Source organism: Oceanobacillus longus, from assembly GCF_042650085.1.
In the GTDB taxonomy this organism is placed as follows: domain Bacteria; phylum Bacillota; class Bacilli; order Bacillales; family Amphibacillaceae; genus Oceanobacillus; species Oceanobacillus longus.
Genome location: NZ_JBHSAO010000009.1, coordinates 1 through 4,859 on the forward strand (window position 1 = coordinate 1; position 4,859 = coordinate 4,859).

A 4,859-nucleotide genomic window follows, 5' to 3' on the forward strand; every position below is an offset into this window, starting at 1 on the left:
GTGGTTTGAAATCCTGCGAATAAGCGAGCATTTAAGAGTAAATTGAATCTATCTGAGGGAGTTTATAGAAAACGTAATGATAAATATGAGAGGGTGAGTGTTATGGAAAGTAACGATAAGTTTCAGTCTATAATCAAGGCATTAGAAAAGCAATTGAAAGAGAATGATCATCTGACTGTTGCGATCGAAGGAAGATGTGGAAGCGGAAAAAGTACATTATCAAAATTACTTGGCGAAACATTTGACTGTAATGCTTTTCATATGGATGATTTCTTCCTTCCTTTTGAGATGAAAACAAAGGAAAGACTGGCTAAACCTGGTGGAAATGTACATTACGAGAGATTCAAGGAAGAAGTGCTGAACCCTATAAAAAATAGCGAATCCATCTCATACCGTCCATATAACTGTGCAGTTAGGGCTTTGGATGAGCCAATTCATTCTTCCCCAAAAAAACTTAGCCTTATTGAAGGGGTATATAGCCTGCACCCGAGTTTGGCAAATGCTTATGACTATAAAATATTTATGACAGTTGATTTTCAAACACAATTGAAGCGTATTGCTAAACGAAATGGTGAAGAAAAATTGCAAATGTTCATCAATCAATGGATCCCTTTGGAAGAACATTACTTTTCATCTCTTGATGTGGAAAAACAGTGTGACTATATTTTGAATACAACTGATTTGTGGGATTGAAAAAGAAAGAACCCTTAAAATTATCTAAGAGTTCTTAGGGATATATTATCTGAAGAGTCCTTTAATCTACTTTAAATTGTTTCGTAATCTGGGATAAAGCGTTTGAAATACCAATAAGTTTTAATCCGATTTCATGTGTGTTTTCCATTTGTTTATATTGGTGTTCACTGCTTGCAAGCATTTCCTCTGAACTTGCTAATGTTTCTTGTGAGATGGAGGCAAAGTCTTCGGCTGACAATTCCAGTTTTGGAAGCTCCATTTTCAATTCCTTTAATTCATCCTGCATCGCTTTAATATTATTATTGGTTTCAACGATTTTCTCCATTAGCTCATCAAAGGAGACTTTCGATTCATTTGCGATTGTCAAATTTTCATTCGTTTTTTGGAATAAACTTTTAAACTCTGTTGTTGCATATTGGGTTATGTCTCCCATATTCGAGATGGCATTCGTTATTTCATTAGCTGCTGTTGAAGATTGTTCTGCGAGCTTGCCAACTTCATTTGCAACTACCGAGAACCCTCTCCCGGCTTCCCCGGCCCGGGCTGCTTCAATTGCTGCATTGAGTGATAATAATTTGGTTTGTTCTGCAACACCTTGAATCAATCCAACTAGCTTTGAAATAGACTTAGCGTATTCATTTACTTGTTGTATCGTTTTAGTTAAATGATTAAAATCCTTCTCGAATGTTTGAGAGGTTAGAATTAATTTTGTGATATTTTTTTCGCCAGTTACTGCTGAGATTCTCATATTTTCAGAGTTTGCAAAAACATTGTCCATGTTTTTAAGCATTGTTTCTGTTTTTTGTTTCATTGAAATAGAGCTGGATACGTTGTTTTCGGAACTGCTTGCAGTTTGTTCTGCGCCATTTTTAACAACGTTGATAGATTCAGTTAAATCATGACTCGATTGAAGCGTGCTATTGGACGAATTTTTTAAATCCTCTCCGGTATGGTTTAATTCCAGTGTTGTACTTTTCAGTTCATGAAGCATTGTCCGCATTTGATCAATCATGGCGTCGTAGCTTTTATGTAATGAAATAAATTCAGGCAGGGTAGTCTTTGGCTTAGGTGCCTGGTGCAAGTTGCCTTCCCGTACCTCCCGCATCGTATTGCGCAATACCGTGAGTGGTCTTGTTAATGTTCTCACGAATTGAATAAGCAAGATAGAAGAGATGAGTATGCTTGCGATGATAATTGAAATTATAATGTAACCCATATTTGTCACAGGTGCCATAAATGAATGATGAGGTACAAGTAATACATAGATACCTCCAATCTCGTCCATTTGTTGGAATGAAACCGTATATGGTTCGCCACTAATCTCTTTACTAATTTGCCCATTCTCTTTTTCTGTAATCTCCGTAATTAATGAATCTGAAATGGAGGGTAATGTGTCTGCGCTCGCTGTAAATGGGATAGCTTTATTATTGTCTATATAGAAAAATTGCGACTCGATTCCGTCTTCTTTAAGTTCATTTTTCTGGGTGCGGATGTTGGCATTAAGCTGCTGCATAAAGTAATCATTATCACTCACATACAAAAATTGTAGATTTTCTGCTATGTATCCCATTAATTGCGTCTCTCTAGCTAGTCTGTCTTCAATTGTATTCAAAGTTAAATTCTTTGCCTGTACATATGTTACTGTTCCTACAGTAATAATTGCTATGACAATTAACGATATAAAAAGGATTAATAATCTGGTTTGTAGCGTTGCTTTGGAAATAGCGTTACTAAAAAACTGTTTCATGTGGTAATTTTTCCCTTCTTTTTCTTAGTCCATTTGTACTATCTTGCATTTATTATAGCAGTCCAATATTAAGATACTGTTAAGTTTTAAAACTTTTATAAACTAGTAAATATCGTATTTGGATATTAATTTGTACAACTTTCCATTTCAATGAATCATAAATAGGAGTATAATACATAGATGATAATGTTTGAATATTTAGGAGGAATAACATGGCTACTATCAACCAAGGTGCAAATAAATTCTATATAGGAGAAAATGTACAAAATCCATTAGCAGAAATTACATTTGTGGAATCTGGTGAGGAAAGACTTGTCATCGATCACACCTATGTATCGAATGACCTTCGTGGCCAAGGTATAGCAGGACAATTACTGGAGAATGTTGTGGTATATGCTAGAGAAAAAGGAAAGAAAATAATACCTCTATGTCCCTATGCAAAAGAAAAAATCGAAAAAAAGAAAGAATATCATGACGTTTTGAGCAAATAATAGTTCGTATAAATTAAAATAGAAAGGTGCTGACGGTAATGTACTTGTCTGTTCAGGATACTGCAGAATATTTATCTATGGATGAAACGAAAGTATCCGCTTTAGTGTTGCAAGGTCGTATTCGTGCAATTCATGATGGTGAACAGTACCTTATCAATAAAGCACAATTCACAACACACTTCGAACAAGTAGAAAAGTATCGATTAATGATTGATGAGTACCTTAATGAACCGATACCTGAGGATATTGATGTGAAAGACGAGGATTAGATTTAGATTTGCATTTGTAATAAATTCCATCTAATGTTAAGACTGAGCTGGATAGTAATCTGGCTTAATCTTAACATTTTTATTTAAGAAGCTAAGGAGCTAACGATCATGCCTAAGAAAAAGTATTCAAATTACAGAAAAGAAGCAAAATCAATGAACTTTGAAGTAAAGGAACCAATAGAATTATTAGAATTTTTATTGAAGGTAATGACTAATAGAAGCCGTAATTCCGTAAAGTCCATTTTGGCCAGGGGTCAAGTGACGATAGATGATCATATTGAAACGAAGTATAATTACAGACTGCGTCGAGGTCAGACGGTAACCATTTTAAAAAATAAAGCGGCAATTAAAGAGAACGTTTTAATTGGGATGAACATTCTTTATGAAGATGATGATATCATCGTCATTAATAAGGAAGCTGGGCTTTTATCCATTGCAACTGAAAAGGAAAAAAAGCATACAGCACTTCATCAGCTAATGGATTATGTTAAAACAGAGAACCCTGATAACAGAGTTTTTGTTGTCCACCGTTTGGATAAAGATACTTCAGGAGTAATGATGTTTGCTAAAAGTGAACAAGTTAAACGGAAAATGCAAGACAATTGGAAAGAGATTGTAAAAGAGCGTACTTATGTTGCTTTGGTAGAGGGGAAGGTTACAAAAGAAAAAGGATATATTTCTTCATGGCTGCGCGAAAGCAAGACACATTTGATGTATTCCAGTCCAACTCAAAATGATGGACTTCATGCAATTACGCATTATAAATTGGTTCAATCAAATGATGAATTCTCACTACTGGAAGTTCAGTTGGAAACTGGACGAAAAAATCAAATTCGTGTTCATATGCAAGACCTTGGCTACCCGGTTGTGGGAGACAAAAAATATGGCTCCAAAAAGCGTACTGCTATTGGGAGACTTGGCCTACACGCAAAAGTGCTATCTTTTAACCATCCAACGACAAATAAATTAATGTTATTTAAAGCAGATGTACCACAGTCGTTTTTAGCAAAGTCAGAATAAAATTATAATCAATTTTTGTAATGCATGTTGCTTTATATTCCTCGCTGAGTTGAGATAAACTGTGAGGTAACTTATCTCGCCGTCCGGGATCGCTCTGGGCGGATGCTTTCCGCGGGCACGGCCTCAGCCCCGAAGAGAAAACCACTCTTCTGGTCTTCGGACACGTGCTGTTCCCGCAGGAGTCACCGCCCGCCGCTCACCCGGACTGGTAAGGCTGTATGACGATTTTAGCTACCCCCCCCCCGTTAATGTAGTAATCGTCAGCAACCTTCTAACTAGCTCTGGGAAATATACGGAGACTCCTACGGGAAGAGAGGCATAGGTGAGACACTGAAATGCGTCAGCATGAAGGGGCTCACCAGCCGCCCGTGGAAATGGTGTGACCCCCAATAGTTGGAGTTTTATTAAGAAACGATTAGATCGGTATGAATTCGGTATTGAACTGGGCTCATACCGGTCAATCTCCCTTTAATTCGTTTGTTATTGTAATAATAGATATAGTCTTCAATTTTACGTTTTAATTCTTCATAGGTACAGAGAGATTCCCCATGATACCTTTCTTGTTTCAGAAGACCGAAAAAGCTTTCTGCAGGTGCGTTATCTATACAATTCCCCTTACGTGACATGCTTTGGAACACT

6 protein-coding genes are annotated in these 4,859 nt (G+C 36.6%); 4 read left to right on the plus strand and 2 right to left on the minus strand.

The window, feature by feature from the left end:
• Window positions 1–102: 102 nt before the first annotated feature.
• The gene (locus ACFOUV_RS13265; protein ID WP_379497267.1) at window positions 103–693 is read left to right on the plus strand and encodes a hypothetical protein; all 591 of its coding nucleotides are present in this window, start codon (window positions 103–105) and stop codon (window positions 691–693) included.
• A 61-nt stretch (window positions 694–754) separates the two neighbouring features.
• Here ACFOUV_RS13265 and ACFOUV_RS13270 read toward each other — a convergent pair whose 3' ends face one another.
• Entirely contained in the window at window positions 755–2,440 is a 1,686-nt protein-coding gene (locus ACFOUV_RS13270) for a methyl-accepting chemotaxis protein (protein ID WP_379497268.1), read from the minus strand.
• Between the two features lie 212 nt (window positions 2,441–2,652).
• Between ACFOUV_RS13270 and ACFOUV_RS13275 the strand changes: the two genes are divergently transcribed.
• The 3 genes from ACFOUV_RS13275 (at window position 2,653) to ACFOUV_RS13285 (ending at window position 4,220) form a co-directional block, all read left to right on the plus strand.
• Entirely contained in the window at window positions 2,653–2,931 is a 279-nt protein-coding gene (locus ACFOUV_RS13275; protein WP_379497269.1) for a GNAT family N-acetyltransferase, read from the plus strand.
• A gap of 38 nt (window positions 2,932–2,969) precedes the next feature.
• Entirely contained in the window at window positions 2,970–3,200 is a 231-nt protein-coding gene (locus ACFOUV_RS13280) for an excisionase family DNA-binding protein (protein ID WP_379497270.1), read from the plus strand.
• A gap of 108 nt (window positions 3,201–3,308) precedes the next feature.
• The gene (locus ACFOUV_RS13285) at window positions 3,309–4,220 is read left to right on the plus strand and encodes an RluA family pseudouridine synthase (protein ID WP_379497271.1); all 912 of its coding nucleotides are present in this window, start codon (window positions 3,309–3,311) and stop codon (window positions 4,218–4,220) included.
• A gap of 404 nt (window positions 4,221–4,624) precedes the next feature.
• On the opposite strand, the gene ACFOUV_RS13290 is transcribed toward ACFOUV_RS13285, so the two are convergent.
• Window positions 4,625–4,859, minus strand: a 235-nt coding sequence (locus tag ACFOUV_RS13290; protein WP_379497272.1) for an IS3 family transposase, incomplete at its 5' end; no start/stop codon positions are given.

Excerpts from the sequence above, each read along its gene's own strand:
- ACFOUV_RS13265 (WP_379497267.1), top strand. The coding sequence starts at position 103 with ATGGAAAGTAACGATAAGTTTCAGTCTATAATCAAGGCATTAGAAAAG.
- ACFOUV_RS13270 (WP_379497268.1), bottom strand. The coding sequence starts at position 2,440 with ATGAAACAGTTTTTTAGTAACGCTATTTCCAAAGCAACGCTACAAACC.
- ACFOUV_RS13275 (WP_379497269.1), top strand. The coding sequence starts at position 2,653 with ATGGCTACTATCAACCAAGGTGCAAATAAATTCTATATAGGAGAAAAT.
- ACFOUV_RS13280 (WP_379497270.1), top strand. The coding sequence starts at position 2,970 with ATGTACTTGTCTGTTCAGGATACTGCAGAATATTTATCTATGGATGAA.
- ACFOUV_RS13285 (WP_379497271.1), top strand. The coding sequence starts at position 3,309 with ATGCCTAAGAAAAAGTATTCAAATTACAGAAAAGAAGCAAAATCAATG.